This window comes from Bradyrhizobium sp. BR 1433, assembly GCF_051547665.1.
Classification (GTDB): domain Bacteria; phylum Pseudomonadota; class Alphaproteobacteria; order Rhizobiales; family Xanthobacteraceae; genus Bradyrhizobium; species Bradyrhizobium australafricanum.
In genome coordinates, this window is the sequence record NZ_JBPUGG010000001.1 from 8,088,856 (window position 1) to 8,105,922 (window position 17,067).

At 65.2% G+C, this 17,067-nt stretch carries 14 protein-coding genes and 2 pseudogenes; 12 read left to right on the plus strand and 4 right to left on the minus strand.

Annotation, left to right across the window (positions count from 1 at the left end; translation table 11 throughout):
* Positions 1-26: 26 nt before the first annotated feature.
* Complete coding sequence (locus ACSKB9_RS38825) at positions 27-797, minus strand: hypothetical protein (RefSeq protein WP_438079616.1); 771 nt, start codon at positions 795-797, stop codon at positions 27-29.
* Positions 798-1,146: 349 nt separating this feature from the next.
* On the opposite strand from ACSKB9_RS38825, the pseudogene ACSKB9_RS38830 reads away from it, so the two are divergent.
* From ACSKB9_RS38830 to galE, 5 genes and pseudogenes are all read left to right on the plus strand, one after another.
* Positions 1,147-2,256 (plus strand): annotated as a pseudogene (locus ACSKB9_RS38830) (glycosyltransferase); the annotation flags it as partial.
* A gap of 140 nt (positions 2,257-2,396) precedes the next feature.
* Positions 2,397-3,059: a ParA family protein gene (locus ACSKB9_RS38835; protein WP_028345280.1), complete on the plus strand. Its 663-nt coding sequence runs from the start codon at positions 2,397-2,399 to the stop codon at positions 3,057-3,059.
* Between the two features lie 219 nt (positions 3,060-3,278).
* On the plus strand, positions 3,279-4,037 hold the full coding sequence (locus ACSKB9_RS38840; protein ID WP_438079617.1) for a transglutaminase-like cysteine peptidase: 759 nt from the start codon (positions 3,279-3,281) through the stop codon (positions 4,035-4,037).
* 28 nt (positions 4,038-4,065) lie between these two features.
* Complete coding sequence (locus ACSKB9_RS38845) at positions 4,066-4,320, plus strand: hypothetical protein (protein ID WP_438079618.1); 255 nt, start codon at positions 4,066-4,068, stop codon at positions 4,318-4,320.
* 140 nt (positions 4,321-4,460) lie between these two features.
* Entirely contained in the window at positions 4,461-5,456 is a 996-nt protein-coding gene (galE, locus tag ACSKB9_RS38850) for a UDP-glucose 4-epimerase GalE (RefSeq protein WP_438079619.1), read from the plus strand.
* A 100-nt stretch (positions 5,457-5,556) separates the two neighbouring features.
* Here the strand turns inward: galE and ACSKB9_RS38855 are convergent, their stop codons facing one another.
* Complete coding sequence (locus tag ACSKB9_RS38855; RefSeq protein ID WP_438079620.1) at positions 5,557-6,543, minus strand: UbiA family prenyltransferase; 987 nt, start codon at positions 6,541-6,543, stop codon at positions 5,557-5,559.
* 36 nt (positions 6,544-6,579) lie between these two features.
* Positions 6,580-8,124, minus strand: coding sequence for a hypothetical protein (locus tag ACSKB9_RS38860; RefSeq protein ID WP_438079621.1), 1,545 nt, complete (start codon positions 8,122-8,124; stop codon positions 6,580-6,582).
* Positions 8,125-8,355: 231 nt separating this feature from the next.
* Between ACSKB9_RS38860 and ACSKB9_RS38865 the strand changes: the two genes are divergently transcribed.
* Together ACSKB9_RS38865 and ACSKB9_RS38870 are read left to right on the plus strand one after the other, a co-directional pair.
* Complete coding sequence (locus ACSKB9_RS38865; protein ID WP_438079622.1) at positions 8,356-9,441, plus strand: hypothetical protein; 1,086 nt, start codon at positions 8,356-8,358, stop codon at positions 9,439-9,441.
* Positions 9,438-9,671, plus strand: a complete 234-nt coding sequence (locus ACSKB9_RS38870; protein WP_438079623.1) for a hypothetical protein — start codon at positions 9,438-9,440, stop codon at positions 9,669-9,671. Before ACSKB9_RS38865 ends, ACSKB9_RS38870 begins: the two co-directional genes overlap by 4 nt.
* A gap of 18 nt (positions 9,672-9,689) precedes the next feature.
* Here ACSKB9_RS38870 and ACSKB9_RS38875 read toward each other — a convergent pair whose 3' ends face one another.
* Entirely contained in the window at positions 9,690-10,049 is a 360-nt protein-coding gene (locus ACSKB9_RS38875) for a VanZ family protein (RefSeq protein WP_438079624.1), read from the minus strand.
* A 413-nt stretch (positions 10,050-10,462) separates the two neighbouring features.
* Here ACSKB9_RS38875 and ACSKB9_RS38880 point away from each other — a divergent pair, with 413 nt between their 5' ends.
* From ACSKB9_RS38880 to ccmI, 5 genes and pseudogenes are all read left to right on the plus strand, one after another.
* Positions 10,463-11,125 (plus strand): response regulator transcription factor, encoded by a 663-nt coding sequence (locus ACSKB9_RS38880; RefSeq protein ID WP_016841655.1) that lies wholly within the window; start codon positions 10,463-10,465, stop codon positions 11,123-11,125.
* A gap of 216 nt (positions 11,126-11,341) precedes the next feature.
* Positions 11,342-12,719: pseudogene (locus tag ACSKB9_RS38885) on the plus strand (ATP-binding protein).
* A gap of 327 nt (positions 12,720-13,046) precedes the next feature.
* Positions 13,047-14,008, plus strand: a protein-coding gene (locus ACSKB9_RS38890; protein WP_438071698.1) for an IS630 family transposase whose coding sequence is annotated in 2 segments (ribosomal slippage) — positions 13,047-13,386 and positions 13,386-14,008 — 963 coding nt in all. Because the reading frame shifts where the segments join, the coding sequence is not laid out codon by codon here.
* A gap of 120 nt (positions 14,009-14,128) precedes the next feature.
* The gene (locus ACSKB9_RS38895; protein ID WP_438079625.1) at positions 14,129-15,523 is read left to right on the plus strand and encodes a hypothetical protein; all 1,395 of its coding nucleotides are present in this window, start codon (positions 14,129-14,131) and stop codon (positions 15,521-15,523) included.
* A gap of 363 nt (positions 15,524-15,886) precedes the next feature.
* Complete coding sequence (ccmI, locus tag ACSKB9_RS38900; protein WP_438079626.1) at positions 15,887-17,044, plus strand: c-type cytochrome biogenesis protein CcmI; 1,158 nt, start codon at positions 15,887-15,889, stop codon at positions 17,042-17,044.
* Positions 17,045-17,067 lie beyond the last annotated feature (23 nt).

Sequence of the window (17,067 nt, forward strand, 5' to 3'; positions counted from 1 at the left end):
AGTGGCGCCCTTATCTGCCCGCATGGTCAGCCTGCCGTCTTGACGGCGCCCTGCCGGCTCCGGAACACACGCACCCGTCCCTCGAGGCGGGGTCCGTCCTGGTGCGGCATCGGAGTGGCGGGTTCGACGCGCCGCGGCTGCTGGGGCGCCAGAGGGGCTGCCTGCACCCGGCGCTCCTCGAGATTGAGCTTGAGGCCCACCAACGGTTCCCGTCCGGAGGGGCCCGACACCACAATCCGGTTCCCGGTGACCCGCAGGGTCGGAGCCCCCAGGAAGATGGTTTCAGCCGCGATGGCGTAGCGATCCGCACCGGGACCCGAGGCCTCCAGCGAGAACCCCGTGATGGCCAATGCGCGTCCCCGGGTTCCGGCAAAAGTTCCGAGAGGAACGAACTGGTTGTCGCCGCGCTGCGGCCTGGCGAACTTGACGGCATATTGCAGCTGGAGATCCCGCGGCTTGTTGGGCCATTCGAGGGAAATTCCCTCGATCCGGGCCGGCGCGGACGGTCCGGCAATCCAGACATTCGAGCCGACGGTCACGTCGCCGAGGCCCGCGACATGCGCGAGCAGCTTGAGGTCGCTCAACTCGCCGGGGCCGGCCTCCGGCTCGAACATGTCGAATGGCTGGCTGGCCGGCTGCTGCTCAGCCGCCTGTCCCTGGGTCAGCGGCTCGATCTTGATGTTGGCGGCGGTCGACCCGCCGACGCGCCCTGCGGTGACCTCGACGATCAGGCGGCTTGGCCGGGCGACCGAAACGACCAGCGCGGTCTCGGGCGCGAACAGGGTTCCATTGACCACGTCCGGTCCGGTAATGATATTGCAATTGTTAAGACTCTGCGCGATCCGCGTATACGCGCACCACCGGAGGTGACACCTTATCATCTGCGCCATTGTATCGAACCAGGAAGAGACCCCGTGCCAGATCAATGGTTTTCTGCTGAATCTGTTCGTTCATTGTCGCCTGCGAGCCTAACGGAATGGATTGGTAAGTCTCCTGCAGTGTGCCCAAAAATCTGTGTGATAGAAGGGGGCTTAATGTTAATCCGGTAAGATAGTTTTGCTCGCCAATCGATGACATACCGCCGGTGATGATGCAGACCCTGACCCCAATCGAAGACCGCGCGGCCGGGGGCGCGCTCGCCCGCCAATGAACGTCCTGTTCGTCCACAATAACTTTCCGGCCCAGTACCGCCACATTGCGCGCGCGCTCGCAGAGCAGCCCGGCAACAGGGTCGTTGCCGTCGGTTCGTCGACCGCCAGCACGACGCCGGATATCCGGCTGCTCAAATATTCGACGACCAAGACGGATTTCGCGGTCGTCCATCCGTTTGCCCGGCGCTTCGATGTCGAATTGCGGCGTGCCGAAGAGGTTCTGTACGCGCTGTCATCGCTGTCGGGGCAGGGCTTCGTGCCCGACCTGATCTTCGCGCATCCCGGTTGGGGCGAGACGCTGCCGCTGCGCACGATGTTTCCGCGCGCGCGGATCATCCTCTATTGCGAATTCTACTACGGTGCCGAGGGCAGGGACGTCGGCTTCGATCCCGAGTTTCCCATGACGGGCCTCGATGGCAATGTCGCACTCCATCTGAAGAATGCGACCACGCTGCTGGCGCTCACGGAATGCGATACGGGCGTCTCGCCGACGCCCTGGCAGAGGTCGACCTTTCCCGCCGAGTTTCAGAGCAAGATCGAGGTGATCCACGAGGGCGTCGACACCGACGAGGTGAAGCCCAATCCCGTCGCGCGGTTTCAGCTTCCGAACGGCGCGACGCTGTCGGCGGACGACGAAGTGATCACCTACGTCTCGCGCAACCTCGAGCCGGTGCGCGGATTCCATATCTTCATGCGGTCCCTGCCGAGGATCCTCGCCGCGCGGCCGAATGCGCAGGTTGTGATCGTCGGCGGCAGCGGGACATCCTACGGCGCGAACCCACCCAAGGGTTCGAGCTGGAAGTCGATGTTCCTCGACGAAATCAAGGCGGACATCGACCTGCGGCGGGTGCATTTCCTCGGCCGGATTCCTCGGGAACCGTATCTCGAGCTGCTGCAGATTTCCTCGGTGCACGTCTATCTGACCTATCCCTTCGTGCTGTCCTGGTCGCTGCTGGAGGCCATGAGCGCGGGATGTGCGGTGGTGGCATCCGACACCGCCCCGCTTCGCGATATCATCTCGGACGGCAACGGCCTGCTGGTGCCGTTTTTTGATATTGATGCGCTGTCGGATCAGGTAGTCTCGGTGCTGTCACGGCCCAAGGCCTTCAAGAAGATGCGGATGAAGGCGCGCAGCTTCGTGCGGGACAATTACGACGCAAGGCGGGTCTGTCTGCCGCGGATGCTGACGCTCGTTGATGAAGGTGTCCTCCGCGCACGTACGGGGGATAACGCCAGGAGTTTGCGATGCCGCTTGTCATCTCGGTTGCCCAGCGCAAGGGCGGGGTCGGAAAGACGACCCTTGCGGTCTTGCTCGCCGCAGAACTGGATCGGCGCACGGGCGTGGTCGGACTGGTCGACGCCGACTCGCAGGCGTCCGCGTGTCACTGGGCCGAGCCCGGCAATCTGTCGTTCCCCGTCTACCAGCTTGATCCGGAAACCCGGCCGGTCGCCGAATGGGCCAAGCTGATGCGCCAGATTCCGCATCAGATCATCGTGGTGGACTCCGCGCCGAACGATCGGGTGCTGGGCGCGGTGCTCGCGGTCGCCAATATCGTGCTGATGCCGTGCACGCCGTCCGGCCTTGACATCGAGGCCACCGCGCGGACGCTCGACATCGTGCGGGAAGTGCGTGCCACGCGGCGAACGGCGCTCCGTGCCATGATCGTGCCGAACCGCGTCGACCAGCGCACGCTCGAAGGCCAGCAGCTGATCGAGGAGCTCGATACGCTCGACGAGGAGATCGGGCCGATGATCGGCAGTCGCTCGGCCTATGTTCGCGCCGTCGCCTTGGGGCAATCGGTCGCCGATTTCGCCGGCGGGACGCCCGCGGATCTCGAGATCAAGATGCTCGCCGATCTCGTCATGAGCTGGTGCGGGATCGCGCCCAGGCAGCGGGTGGCGATTTAACAGAGCGCGCCGGCGGCTTCACGACAGGCCAACCATGCGGGCATGGGAACGAAAGAGTTCGGGCCGCAACCGGCCCTTGACCTGACGGCGGCGCCCCGCAGGCTTGGTTAACGGATTGCTCGCGCGCACCCTCGCATTTGAAACAAATGCCGCCGCGCGCTTGAGCCCAAGCTCAAGACATTTCCCGTACATGCTTCCCGTCACTGTGGGGAGTGAAGAATGTACAACGTCAAGAGAGTGATGGCCCTGGTTCTGGCCGTCCTTGCGCTCGGGACAAGCGCACAGAACACCCAGGCTGGAATGGTCGGCTTCCCGCTGCCGCTGCGCGGCGTGATCGAGAAGATCCGCTTCAGCGCGCCGACGCTGGCGCCGATGGCCTACACCATGTTCTGCATGCGCTATGCCGACGAGTGCAAGCAGAAAGCCCGCGCCCGGATGGTGTTCCGCGGCGGCGCCACACGGCTGACCAAGCAACGCATCGCCGACCTGATCGAGGTCAACGCATCGGTCAATCGCAGCATCGTGCCACAGCGCAACGAACGCGGCCTTGCCGGCGAGGAATGGTTGATCAATCCGGCGCGCGGCGATTGCAACGATTATGCAGTCAGCAAGCGCCACGAACTCCTGGCGCGCGGCTGGCCGATGCGCGACCTTCTGCTGAGCGAGGTTGTGACCTCCTCCGGCGAGCATCATCTCGTGCTGGTGGTCCGCGCCAGGGGTGGAGACATCGTGCTCGACAATCTGAATGCGCAGATCGCAGCTGGTCGCAGGCGCGTTATCGTTGGGTCAGGATGCAGACCCCGGCGAACCCCGATCACTGGGCCGCCGTCGCGCAGGCCGGCGCCTGAATTTCTGAACGAGCCCCATCGATCGAAAATGGCGCAGCGAGACATTTCGCCGCGCCATTTTTCGCATCAGAGACGATCGCCAGCGCGCTGCGACGACATTGCCGGAACGATTGGAGGCATCAACGGTTGACCCCGGTCCAACCCATCGAGGCATCGACATGAAGCTGGCCGGCCTTGTCACAACAGCGGCGCTGGTCGTCGCCATCACCCCGGCGCTTGCACAGGGCACCGGACAGACCACGCAGGGCACAACGCGCTATTCGATCGATGGACCCGGCGGCGGCGTTCCGACATCGCGGCCGCAGGCGACCCGGCCGGTCCCGCCGGCAACACCGGCTTACCCCTATGGCAGACCGTCGCGGCACTCGCCGCCGGTCGGGCAACGGACCAACGTGCCGCTCGGGTCGCGCTAACCGTCGCTTCGGCTGCAAATCCGTTCTGTCTTAACGCTATTCCCATCGTCATTTTGCCGCCTCGGACGGAATGTCGTACCGATGCGATCACTGCGCCGGTTGAGGCGCGGGATTGGTTCGCGCAAGGACAACACTTTTAAATGGCGAGCAGGGGTTCGATCCTGATCACGGGTGGCGCGGGATACATCGGGTCCCATTGCGCCAAGGCGGTGGCCGAGGCCGGGTTTCTGCCGGTCGTCTACGACAATTCGTCCACCGGTCACCGTGATTTCGTGCGATGGGGGCCGCTCGTGATCGGCGACGTCGCCGACCACGACAAGATCGCCGCCACCATCCGCGACCACAACGCGCTCGCCGTGATGCATTTCGCCGCGTTCAGTGCGGTCGGCGAGTCCGTGGCGGATCCGCAGAAATACTTCACCAATAACGTTGCCGGCACGCTCGGCCTGCTGCGCGGCATGCGGGAGGCGGCCTGCGACCGCCTGGTGTTTTCCAGCACCGGCGCGGTCTACGGCAACGCCGGCCGCGATCCAATTCCCGAGAGTGCCGCAGGTCCGACCGTCAATCCCTACGGCCGCTCCAAATTCATGATCGAGCAGATCCTGGCCGACTACCGCGCGGCCTATCGGTTCAACTCGGTCTGCCTGCGCTATTTCAATGCCTGCGGCGCCGACGCCTCCGTCACCATCGGCGAACTCCGCGATCCCGAGACGCATTTGATTCCGCGCGCGCTGATGGCGCTGCTGGGGCACGTGCCGGACTTTGCGATCTTCGGCGAAGACTATGACACGCCTGATGGCACCGCGGTGCGCGACTACATCCATGTCGATGATCTCGCCGGCGCCCATATCGCGGCGCTCGAGCTGCTGCTGAAGGGCGACGCCGGCGGCGTGTTCAATCTCGGCACCGGCACCGGCTATTCGGTGCGCCAGGTGCTCGACGCGATCCGGGCCGAGACCGGTGAAGCGGTGCCGAGCGTGGTGCGCGAGCGCCGGGCCGGCGATCCGCCGATCCTGGTGGCCGATCCCTCCAGGTCGGAGCGCGGCCTCGGCTTCAAGGCCAGCCGGTCCGATCTCGGCTACATCATTCGCTCGGCCTGGGCCTGGCATCAGAAGGCACATCCGCGCCGGCGGTAGAGCATGATCCGGAAAAGTGCGAAGCGGTTTTCCCTCGCGACAAACGCGGAACGCGTTTGCGCGGAGATCATGCTCAAATAACGATTGCGCCGCGAGAGGCTCAGTTCAATGTGATGTAGTGCTGTTCGGCCAGCCGCGAGAGGAACGGCATGTCGACAAGGCTTGCCACCAGGAAGACGGCGACCAGCGCCAGCACGAGCAGCATCAGGCCGCGCTCGCCATAGAGCTTCTCGGGCTTCTGCGCCGACGACCCCGGCGACGTCGACATCGAGAAGTAGGTGGTGAACAGCATCACCACCAGCGGCATCGCCAAGACATACTCGATGCGGTACTTCACCAGGAACACCGAGAGGAAGAACACCGAGAACAGCGAATAGCTGAGGCACGAGGCCGTCAGCGACACCTCGGTATAGTGCGCGAAGCTCGCGCGGTAGCGCGCCAGCAGCTCCCTGCCGTGGGACGCGGCAATCTCCCGATATTCCGACAGCCGCTTGGCCGCCATCAGGAACGCGCCGCCAAACCAGTAGCACAGGATCACCGAGCCCGGCGGCAGCGAGGTCGGGTCGATCATCGCCCAGCCGATCAACAGCCGCAGCGGATTGTTGACGGATTCCGAGATGACGTCGAAATAGGCCTTGTCCTTGCTGCGGAGCGGCGGGACGTTGTAGACGATGCCCTGCAGGGCGAAGATGCCGGTTGCGAACAGCATCAGGCGGCTGCTGGCAGATGCGCAGACGAGACCGAGCGCGACCAGCAGCAGCCACTCTAGCCCGATGATCTTGCCGTCCATCGCGCGCTGCACCGCGGAGCGCTGCGATTTGGTCGGATGATGCCGGTCGAAGTCGCGGTCGAACCATTCGTTGATCACATAATTGGCCGACGCGATGCAGATCGCGGCCACGAGGCCGAGGACGATCGCGCTCGCGATATGCTCGCCTCTCGGGCCGCGCAACAGCCAGGCGAGGACAATCCCGGGGACGATGAAGATGTGCTTGGTGCTGTGGTCGAGCCGCAGGATGGCGAGATACTGCCGGATGCTTGCGGCCGGCGGCTTGCCGGCTTCGACCTTGCTGTCTATCAGCGCCATCGCACGGTCCTTCTTCTGTTGTCGTCGATCGATCGCCTAGTTGAGGAGGTAGACGTCGAAACTCTCGTCGGTCTTGGCGGGGCCGAAGCGGCGGAGCATCGTGGTCGCTTCGCGGAAATCGCGGATCTGCGCCACCGAGGCATGGAACGTCCGCCAGTCCTTGCCTTCGTCGTAGATCCGGTCGGGCGTGATCTCGTCGAGCCGGTAGGCCAGCAGGATGATGATGGGCGCGCGGCTCGTGTCGCGAAGCTCGCGGGCGAGGCGCAGGGTCTCGCCGAGATCGCCGTCCATCTTGCCCTTGCGCGAGAAGATCACGACGCTGCCGAATTTGTGGTCGCGCGCGAGGTAGGTCCGGTTCTTGACGTAGTAGGGCAACGCCTCGACCAGCCATTCCGGCTCGCCGAGGATCACTGCATTGGTGAGATCGGCGCGCGAGGCGATCAGGCGGCCGAGATCGGCGCTGCGGCTCGCGACCACGCCGGTCACTGCGTTGCGCAAATCGTTGATGCCGGCGGCAGTCTGGATCGCGAGCACCAGCAGCAGCGACACGCGTCCGATCGCCGGCAAGCGTTGGTCGAGCCATGCGCGAGAGCCGGATGGCGCGGTGACCCGGCTCCAGCCGATCCAGTAAAGCGCGATCAGGAAGCTCAGCCAGACCGCGGCATGTCGGTAGGCACCGTTGGCGGCGACGGCGAAGAACATCGACGTCAGCAGCAGGGCGGCGATGGCGGCGAGAAAGGCCGGCCGCCGCGGCAAGAGCCCGAGCGTCGCGCCGAACAGCAGCACCGATCCCGCGACCCCCGGCAGCAGATTGGCAAACAGCGCGCCCAGCGACGTCGCGCCGGGGTTCACCAGGGACAGGATTGCCGCCGCCAGCGGTGAATCGTGCGACCAGTCCCGGGCCGCGGCGTCATTATAGGTCGGCAGCATCGTCACCGCGCAGATCACGACGCCAATCGTCGCGATCGTTGCATTGATCGCGAAATTGGTGAGTTGCGGCGACCAGCGCCAGTCACGGCTCCCTCGGGTCTCGAGCAGGTCGAGCAGCCAGAACAGCAGGAATGCGCCGGCCATGATCGCGCCGACGACGTTGGTGTTGGCGAGCAGGAACAGCAGCGCGCCGAGCACCAGACCACGGTCGCGGTGGGCCCGATAGCAGGCCGCAATCGCGAACAGGACCAGGGCCGAGATGCCGTAATTCCTGGCCATCACGACATATTCAAACAACAGCGCATGGCCCGTGATCAGCAGCAGGACCAACGGTCGTGGGAATAGTGACCGGAAGATCAGCAACGCGACCGTGACGAGCCCGACCACGAAGGCGACGGCGGGCAGCACCTCGACCCGATCGAATGCGACATGTGCGCCGCGCAGCAGAACGTACCAAAGGGCAGGGTGGCCCTCGCCATGCAACCCTCTCAGCATGGCGACCGGATCGTCGCCGTTCAGGGCAATGGTGAGCGCCCGGACCTCGTCGCGCCACATCACGTGACGGCCGATCTGGAAGCCGACCAGCGCGACCCATCCCGCGAGGAGCAGGACGTCCGGCCAGGATCGGCGGTCCCGCTTGGGCGCGAACAACCACTGGTCTAGGATGGGCAGAGAACGGGTCAATGAATCCTGCTGCTGCTCGGATCGGGACGGTCAAACCGTGGCGTGATCGGCCGGCCTGGTGGTTTGTGTTAACAGTAAAATCCACATAGAATGTTGTAACATTATGGGCAAACCAGACTAACATTTGTGACGCCGACGCCAGCCCAGAGAACGGTCAGGGACATCGGTCCTGCGCACCCCGAGGTGGAGTTCGCGCTGGTGCTGGCGCGAACCATCGATTCCGTGAGCGCCGACCCGCAGCAGCTGCGCAGCGCGGTCTACGAGCTCGCGCGGCAGAAGCTGCAGCAGCTCGGGCACGAGGATCCGGCGGAAAAGCAGCGTCTGATGCAGGCGCTGGAAGTGGCGATCGAAGGCGTCGAAGCGCACACCAAGAGTAATGTGATCGAGAAATTCGAGGTGCCGCCGGCGCGGGCGCTGCCCGCATTCCTCGAGGCGGCGGGCGCTGCGCGGAGGATCGAGGCACCGCCCCGGATCGATGCCGAGGTGGCCTTTGTCACGACCATGGATCGCGTCGAGCCCGCCAAGATACCGCGCCGTTCGCGATGGTCGTCGTCGGCGCCGCTGCGTTACGTTGTCATGCTGGCGTTCTTCGGGCTGATCGCGGCCGTTGTCCTGCTGCAGCAACGCGGCGTGTCGTTGGCCGCGGCCCGCGCGATGATTGCCGGCACGCTGGCATCGGCGCCGCCCGAAGCCCAAAGGCCGGCGGTGGTCGCGGCCGTCCCGGCGCCGGCCGCTGCGGCCGAGCCGCCGGTGCCGAGACGGCCATTGCCGACCGCCTACGGCGTCTACGCCGAGAGCGGCGGCAAGCTTTACGAGCTGCAACTGATCCAGGGGCGTGCGCCGGATCCGCGGGTGGCGATCTCGGCGGCGATCACCAGGCCGAGCGAGACCACGCTGCCTGACGGACATCTCCGCTTCATCGTGTTCCGGCGCGAGGGTGCCGGCGGCGCCTCCGACCCGATCGATGTGCGTCTGATCGCGCATGTGAGCCAGCAGACCACGTTCGACGCGACCGGCAAGCCGGTGGTCTCGCCGGGCGACGACAGCTGGGTGATCCGCAACATCTCGATCCCGTTCCGCGCGGCGCCGCTCAAGGACGATCCGCAGATGTTCGAGGTCCTGCCGCGCGACGAGGCGCCGCTGCCGCCGGGACGCTACGCGTTGATCCTGAAGGCGCAGGCCTACGATTTCACGGTCGAGGGCGCGGTCACCGACAAGCGGCATTGCCTGCAGCGGCTGGCGGCCGCCAATGGCGTGTTCTACTCGGAATGCGAGAAACCGTGAGCGGAGTGTCCGTCCGGTTCAGCGTCGTGCTGGCGCTCCTGCTGGCATCGCGTGCTGCCGTTGCCGCACCCGCTGCCGAGACCGCAAAGCGCTGCCTGCGCGCGGCCTACATGGTCTACCCCTACAAACGACCGGGGGCCGTGCCGATGAGTGGCGACCGCCTGCACTTCTTTCAGCAATGCATGGCGCAGGACGGCGAGAGATCAGCGGAAGCGCCGAAGCGCGACTGAGCGCAATGCGCCGAATGCTCAGTTCGCGGACTGCTCCACGCCCGACCTCAGCCGGCCGAGCTGGTTGCGCAGCACGAGCAGCATGAAGCGACCGACGCCGATGCCGACGAGACCTCCCGCCACCTTGACGATCGCGTCGATCAGGCGGCCGTGACGATCCGGTGTCAGGAATTGCATTGCTTCGAGCGTGAACGCGCTGAAGATGACAAGGAGCACGATCAGCGCAGTTCGCCGCGGGTAGCCCAGCACGAAGGCCAGCGCCATCACGGCGAACGCAGCGAAATGCTCGATCTGCGGATGGAATAGCGAGGGACGGTCCTGGATCGGGGACAGTGTCACGAAGGCGATGAGCGCAAGCGCAAGCCAGCCTGCAATCACGCCGAACCTCCGTATCTTTGAAACAAGCAACGCGGTCTTCCCGGTCCATATGCGCTGGGGCGCACCGCGGTTGAATTAGCGCATCGCCGCTGTCAGCGACATGAAAATGGTCGTCGAAGGTTAACTTGCCGGTCGACTGCAAATGACCCGACATGTTGTCCGCGCGCCGGTCCGCCGGACGGTCGCCAGCAATAATTGCTTTCAAATTTATGGTATTAAAATACCTTAAGCTGAAACCCAATCTCACTTCGCGCGCATCTCATGGAGGGAACCAGGGGTGCTTGCGCGGGTTCCCGGGATGGTGCACCTGACGAAAAAATTAGCGGCGCCTTGAGGGTCCATTCATAAGCCGTTCACGGCGGGAAGCCTCATTTGGTGCCGGAATGTCGTAATGCTCACTCTCGGAGGCCAAAGTGCGTCTGCTCGTCGTTGAGGATGACCCGGATCTGAACCGCCAACTCACCACCGCACTGACGGATGCCGGCTATGTGGTCGATCGCGCGTTCGACGGCGAGGAGGGGCATTTCCTTGGCGACAGCGAGCCCTATGACGCGGTCGTGCTGGATATCGGGCTGCCGAAAATGGACGGTATCTCGGTGCTTGAGGCCTGGCGGCGGAACAAGCGGGTGATGCCGGTGCTGATCCTCACTGCACGAGATCGCTGGAGCGATAAGGTTCAAGGCTTCGACGCCGGCGCCGACGACTATGTCGCCAAGCCCTTCCACCTCGAGGAGGTGCTGGCGCGGATCCGCGCGCTGCTGCGCCGCGCGACCGGGCATGCCCAGGTCGAACTGAACTGCGGGCCGGTGGCGCTGAATACCCGCACCAAGCGGGTCACCGTCAACGGCAATCCGATCAAGCTGACCTCGCACGAGTACAATCTGCTCGACTATCTGATGCACCACACCGGGCGGGTGGTCTCGCGCACCGAACTGGTCGAGCATCTCTACGACCAGGACTTCGACCGCGACTCCAACACGATCGAGGTGTTCGTCGGGCGCATTCGCAAGAAGCTGGAAGTCGATATCATCCAGACCGTTCGCGGCCTCGGTTACATGCTGTCGCCGCCGACCTAAACCATTTTCGAGCGAAATGGATGCCGGTTCGTTTGCGTGAAGAAAGCGCGGACCAAACAATGGGATAAGAGCATGTCCTATTCAATCGGATCATGCTCTTAAGGTGCTTGATCGCGATGCGGGCATTGGCATGATCCGCGCCAGGAGGACTGGATTCGCCATGTCTGAACTCGCCTTGTCGCGGCCCGCTGACGCGATGTTCGAGCTCGTGCCCTGATGGGCGGCAGCTCGCTCGCGACACGCCTGTTCGTCTCGGCGACCGCCTGGGTGGTGGTGATCCTGGCGATCACGGGCGTCATCCTGTCGTCGGTCTATCGCGACGCGACCGAGCGCGCCTTCGACCGCCGGCTCAATCTCTATCTGCGCACCCTGATCGCCGAGGTGGCGACGCCGGACGAGCCGGCGGACCGCCAGTTTCAGTCGCTCGGCGAGCCGCTGTTCGACCTGCCATTGTCGGGCTGGTACTGGCAGATCACCCGGACCGATACCGAAAAGGGCGAGACCCGAGCCTCGCGTTCGCTGTGGGACAAGAAGCTGCCCAAGCTCGAGGAGCACGGCGCCGAGCTGACCGCCGCCGGGGTCCGGCTCGGCTACGTCGACGGGCCCGAAGGCCAGAGCCTGCGCGTGGTGGAGCGGCCGGTCGATCTCGGCGCCGACGGCAAGTTCCTGGTCAGCGTCGCCGGCGATGCCACCGAGATCTTCGATGAGACGCGCAGCTTCGACTATTATCTCGGCGGCACCTTCGCCGCGCTCGGCATCGTGCTGCTGCTGACCACGATCTTCCAGGTGCGCTACGGCCTCGCGCCGCTCAAGCGCATTTCGGATGCGATTGCCGATATCCGCTCCGGCCGCGCCGAACGGCTGGAGGGCCGGTTTCCGGTCGAGATCGCACCGCTGGCGCGCGAGACCAACGCGCTGATCGATGCCAACCGGGAGATCGTTGAGCGCTCGCGCACCCATGTTGGCAATCTCGCCCATGCGATCAAGACGCCGCTCTCGGTGATCGTGAACGAGGCGGCGGCGCATACCGCCGATCCTTTCGCCAGCAAGGTGCTGGAGCAGGCCGATCTGATGCGGGACCAGGTCGCGCACCATCTCGAACGCGCGCGGATCGCGGCCCGTGCCACCATCGTCAGCACCATCACCGACGTCGCACCTGTGATCGAGGCGCTGCGCCGGACCATGGAGAAGATCCATCGCGATCGCGACCTCTCGATCGAGGCGAAGGCCGATCCGGCGGCACGGTTTCGCGGCGAGCGGCAGGACCTGGAGGAAATGGTCGGCAATCTCGTCGACAACGCCTGCAAATGGGCGGCTTCGCAGGTGTTCGTCGAGGTGACCGTGGTCCCGCCCGAGGCCTCGGGCGCCGGGCCGAGGCTGCGCATTGTGGTCGACGACGACGGGCGCGGCCTGTCGGAAGCCGAGCGGGCCCAGGTGTCGCGGCGCGGCCAGCGGCTCGACGAGTTCAAAACCAGGCTCCGGTCTCGGCCTGTCGATCGTGACCGATCTCGCCGGCCTCTACGGCGGCAATCTCGCCCTGAACAACGCGCCGATCGGCGGCCTGCGCGCCGAGCTCACGCTGCCGGCGGTGTAGCACAAGATGACTTTACTCTGAATCGAGCGGCGGATTCCGCTTCACCTCGCCCCGCGCGCGGGGAGAGGTCGGAACGCATCGTTAGATGCGTTCCGGGTGAGGGGGAGTCTCCGTAAACGCAGCTATCACCCGATACGCGGAGGCGGCCCCTCACCCCAACCCTCTCCCCGTAAGAACGGGGAGAGGGAGCGCAGCGCCGCCGCGGTCGCCATCCGACCTAAACCCATCTCGCTCTAGAGCGTTGGCCGATCTGACTGAATCGTTGGGGATTCACAAATCAGCGTTTTGGTGATTCAAGCTGGTCGCCGGAGCTGGAGGCCGGCGGGCATGGCGAAACCGCTGTCGATGGATCTTCGCGAACGTGTGCTTGCCTGTATTGAGAGTGGCATTTCAGGCCGGCAGGCTGCCGAGCGATTTGGCGTCAGCGCGGCAAGCGTAAGCCGCTGGCGAACGCGCGAGCGGGAGCAAGGCGATGCCCAGCCGAGGGCTCAGGGCGGCGACCGCAAGTCCCACCGGATTGATACTCATCAGGCGACGATCATGGCTCTGCTCGAGACGGCGCCGGATATCACCATCGAGGAATTGCGTGACGGCTTGAGCAAACAAGGCCTGTCCTTTGGCTATGGCACGATCCGCCGCTTCTTCGAGCGCCACAAGATCACGCGTAAAAAAAGACCGCCCATGCCTCAGAGCAGGATCGCCCGGACGTCTTGAAGCGACGCGAGGCCTGGCGCGAGAGCCAGGGCAAGCTCGACCGGGATCGGCTCGTCTTCATCGACGAGACCTGGGCGTCGACCAACATGGCGCGAACCCATGGCCGCTGCCAGCGCGGAGAACGTCTGCGGGCCAGCGTTCCTCACGGCCACTGGAAAACAACTACCTGCGTAGCCGCTCTAACCACACGCGGCATCATCGCGCCCTGGGTGCTCGATGGCCCCATCAACCGCAACGCCTTTGAGACCTATGTCGAAAAGGTGCTCATTCCTGAGCTGCCAGACCACGCCATCGTCATCATGGACAACCTCTCCAGCCACAAAGGGCCCCGCATACGTGAGATGATCGAGGCGGCCGGCGCTACGCTTCTCTATCTTCCGCCCTACAGTCCCGACCTCAATCCGATCGAGAATGCCTTCGCCAAGCTCAAAGCAAATCTGCGGAAGGCCGCCGAACGCACCGTCGGCGGCCTTTGGGATGCTGTCGGGCGCATCATCGACACCTACACGCCCACGGAATCCACAAACTACTTCATCGCCGCGGGCTACTTGCAACCTGATCGGCTAACGCTCTAGTCTGCCTTGGGAGGATCGACGCCGCTATTATTCCTAAACGGCTTCTTAACGGGCCCGCCGCTATCATTGCGGGCGGACGGGCTGCGGCGCTTGCCGGGCACCAAGCTTTCACGACCGGGCATGAGCCAGAAATCGACCGAGCGGCTGAGGGATTATCTCGCGCAGCTTCCGCCGCAATCGCAGGCGCTGCTGATGCGGGAGCTGGAGCGCGCCGTCGAACGCGGCGACGACGTCGCCGTCGCCAATCTGGTCCTCGAGCAGCTGCGCAAGATCGTGCGCGGGGCCGAGGAGGACGAGCAGATCCAGCCGCGCAGCGACGACCCGGCACGCCTCCTGTTCCGGCCGCTCGAGCCATTCCTCGCCGAGACCAATTTCCCGACGCGAGCGGGGCAGATCCGACGCGCCTCCCTGCTGCCGATCTGGCAATGGCTGGCACGCGAGGGCGCGCCCGAGGCGGCCCGCGCATTCGAGGCGGCGCTGGCGGCGGCCACGGAGAGCGGTCCGATGGAGACTGCTGCGCGCAAGTTCCAGCTTGCGGCCGCGGACGCCATCCTCAAGATCGCCGCGCCAAGTCAGGACGACCGCCAGCGCGCGCTGTCGCGCGTCGGCCCGCCAAACGTGGTCGAGGACCTGCTGCCGATCGGCCTCGTTCTGCAGGCGCGCGAAGCGCTGGAAACCCTGGGCAGCCGGCTGCCGAGCCAGATCCGGGTGTTTGCCGACTCCCAGATCGCGTCCGCCACGGAAGCGCTCAAGCTGCCGTCGCTGCAGACGCCGCAGCTATTGCCGTTCGCGCTGTCACTGATTGCGCAGCGGCTCGCCGCGCCGTGGCAGATCGTCCGTCTTGCCATCAAGATGGCGGCCTCCGACGACGAACTGCGGGTTGCGGCAACGCCGTACGGCATCGCTGTCACCATCGCGCTGCATGATTTGTCGTTCGTCGCGGCCTGCCTGCGTACCGACATCAGGCGCGGGCATTTCGATTACGTCGGCGAGCAGCTCAAGACCCTGCATGACGGCGTCCGCGGCCTGCGCACCGAGCTTGATCTGCGCAACAATTCCACCTGGGGCCGCCAGCTCACCTCGGTCCGCGCCGATACTTCCAACGCGCTGCAATCGGAGATCGACAGCGTGCCGGGCCGGGTCCGCCGCATCCTGCGCCAGCGCGCCGACAAGGACATTACGGCAGGCGCCAAGATCGATGCGACCGAGGTCGAGGATGCCGCGGCGCTGATCGATTTCGTCGCGGTGTGCCGCACCTATGCCAGCGAGCTCGCCATCAACGAGGTGACGCTGCGGACCTTCTCGGACCTGCAACATTATGTCGAGCAGTCGACCGAAGGACTGGTGCAGTCGCTGCGCGGCGGCGACGCCCGGGTCCGCGCCTTCCGCCAGCAGCAGGTCAAGGCCGCGATCCGCTTCTGCGAGGTGCTGTTCGGCCACGACTACGCCTCCCTGATGAACCGGGCGGCCGAGAACGCCGTGACCGGCGAGCGCAAGTCGTCGCGCGCGGGGTAGCGAGAGTGCGCAATTCGCGGGCAGGTTCGACGGCAAGCCGGACAGAGTCCGCCAAGGTGGGACGACCAGCATCTGCGTAATTTCGGAATAATGGAAGTGTGGCGCTGATTTGCCCGACGTGTCAACCATCAATCGGGCGTCGGCGGAAGCCTGCTCCTTTGCATGGGGTTGTTTTCGATATTTTGGTCGTGCGCGCCTTCGCCCGGTAACGCCGCTGCAATACCGCCGGAACGGCACCGGAAACCGCCTGATTTCGACCTTCCGCCGATCCAGCAATTGTCAATTGCCGGGCTCGCCGCCGGTAGTGTAAAGCGATTCTAAGGCGGCTTGCCGGAAGCCGCCGTTCCATCCGGGAACCGCTTGATGACGCTGTGGTTTGTGTTCGCGCTGATGACGGTCGCGGCGATCTTTGCCGTGCTTTGGCCGCTCAGCCGCCGCGGGCGCGCGGATACCGGTGGCAGCGAGGTCGTGGTCTATCGCGACCAGCTCGCCGAAATCGACCGCGACATGGCCGCCGGGATCATCGGTGCCGCCGAGGCCGATGCCGCGCGGGTCGAGATCAGCCGGCGGCTGCTGTCCGCGGCCGATCAGGGCGGACGTGAGGCTCCGGTGAAAGGCAGCCTCAATCTGCGGCGCACTGCCGCGATCGTCGGCCTGGTCGGATTGCCGGTGATTGCCTCGAGCTTCTATCTCGCGCTCGGCTCGCCGCGCCTTGGTGACTTCCCGCTCGCCGAGCGCAGCCGGGTGGCCGACGCCAACCAGCCGCTCGCCAATCTGGTCGCCCAGGTCGAGGCGCATCTGGAGAAGAACCCGACCGACGGCCGCGGCTGGACGGTGCTGGCGCCGGTGCTTTCGCGCCTCGGCCGCTACGATGACGCCGTCCGCGCCTATCGCAACGCCATCACCTATGCCGGCGACAGCGCCGATCGCCGCGCCGATCTCGGCGAAGCATTGATGGGGACTGCCGGCGGCGTCGTCACTGCGGACGCGAAGGCGGAATTCGAGCGCGCTGTCGCGCTGAATGGCGACGATGCCAAGGCGAACTATTTCCTCGGTCTCGCCGCCGAGCAGGACGGCCGCAAGGCCGATGCCGCGACGCTCTGGCAGAAGATGCTGGCGAAGGGGCCGGCGGACGCGCCGTGGCGGCCGCTGGTGCAGGCCGCCTTGGTACGCGTCGGCGGCAGCGTACCCGGCGGCGTCAGCGCACCCAGCGGCGTCAGCTCGCCTGGTGGCGTGAGCGCACCGGCGCTGCCGGACAGTGCGGTGGCTGCGGCCAGGGATATGAGCGAGGCCGATCGCGGCACCATGATCAAAGGCATGGTCGATCGGCTGGCGACGCGGCTGAAGACCAATGGCGACGACGTCGAGGGCTGGCTGCGGCTGGTCCGCGCCTATCTCGTGATGGGCGAGCGCGACAAGGCGATGAGCGCGCTAGCGGATGCTCGTCAGGCGGTCGCCAACGATGCGGACCGGTTGCGTCAGCTCAATGAGGGGCTGAAGAATCTCGGGCTGGATGGATAACGCATGACGCCGAAAAGTGCGGA

Coding starts and splice junctions, on each gene's coding strand:
- ACSKB9_RS38835 (WP_028345280.1), top strand. CDS start 2,397: ATGCCGCTTGTCATCTCGGTTGCCCAGCGCAAGGGCGGGGTCGGAAAG.
- ACSKB9_RS38840 (WP_438079617.1), top strand. CDS start 3,279: ATGTACAACGTCAAGAGAGTGATGGCCCTGGTTCTGGCCGTCCTTGCG.
- ACSKB9_RS38845 (WP_438079618.1), top strand. CDS start 4,066: ATGAAGCTGGCCGGCCTTGTCACAACAGCGGCGCTGGTCGTCGCCATC.
- galE (WP_438079619.1), top strand. CDS start 4,461: ATGGCGAGCAGGGGTTCGATCCTGATCACGGGTGGCGCGGGATACATC.
- ACSKB9_RS38855 (WP_438079620.1), bottom strand. CDS start 6,543: ATGGCGCTGATAGACAGCAAGGTCGAAGCCGGCAAGCCGCCGGCCGCA.
- ACSKB9_RS38895 (WP_438079625.1), top strand. CDS start 14,129: ATGAGCCAGAAATCGACCGAGCGGCTGAGGGATTATCTCGCGCAGCTT.
- ccmI (WP_438079626.1), top strand. CDS start 15,887: ATGACGCTGTGGTTTGTGTTCGCGCTGATGACGGTCGCGGCGATCTTT.